Source organism: Paenalcaligenes sp. Me52, from assembly GCF_050487965.1.
In the GTDB taxonomy this organism is placed as follows: Bacteria; Pseudomonadota; Gammaproteobacteria; order Burkholderiales; family Burkholderiaceae_B; genus Paenalcaligenes.
Genome location: NZ_JBKQFO010000053.1, coordinates 1 through 571, shown reverse-complemented (window position 1 = coordinate 571; position 571 = coordinate 1). Strand labels below are relative to the sequence as shown.

Below are 571 nucleotides of genomic sequence, written 5' to 3'. Positions count from 1 at the left end.
GGGGCAGCAGGGCGGCGTGAAGCCGGAAGAAGTGGACTGGCAGGACAACGGTCTGGAAGGCAAGCTGGATCTGGTGGTGACGCTGGACTTCCGTCTGTCGAGCACCTGTCTCTATTCCGACATCATTTTGCCGACGGCGACTTGGTACGAAAAAGACGACATGAATACTTCGGATATGCATCCGTTTATTCACCCGCTGTCTGCGGCGGTCGATCCGGCCTGGGAAGCGAAAAGCGACTGGGAAATCTACAAAGCCATCGCCAGGAAATTCTCCGAAGTGTGCGTTGGTCATCTGGGTAAAGAAACTGACATCGTCACGCTGCCTATCCAGCACGACTCTGCCGCTGAACTGGCGCAGCCGCTGGATGTGAAAGACTGGAAAAAAGGCGAATGCGACCTGATCCCAGGTAAAACTGCACCGCACATTATGGTCGTAGAGCGCGATTATCCGGCAACTTACGAACGCTTTACCTCTATCGGCCCGCTGATGGAGAAAATCGGTAACGGCGGTAAAGGGATTGCCTGGAACACCCAGAGCGAGATGGATCTGCTGCGTAAGCTCAACTACACC

At 54.8% G+C, this 571-nt stretch carries 1 protein-coding gene; it reads left to right on the top strand.

Going from position 1 to position 571, the window contains the following annotated elements; translation table 11 throughout:
- Positions 1–571 (top strand): molybdopterin-dependent oxidoreductase (locus ACLO87_RS16930; RefSeq protein WP_430224363.1); only part of this gene is annotated, 571 nt, incomplete at both ends.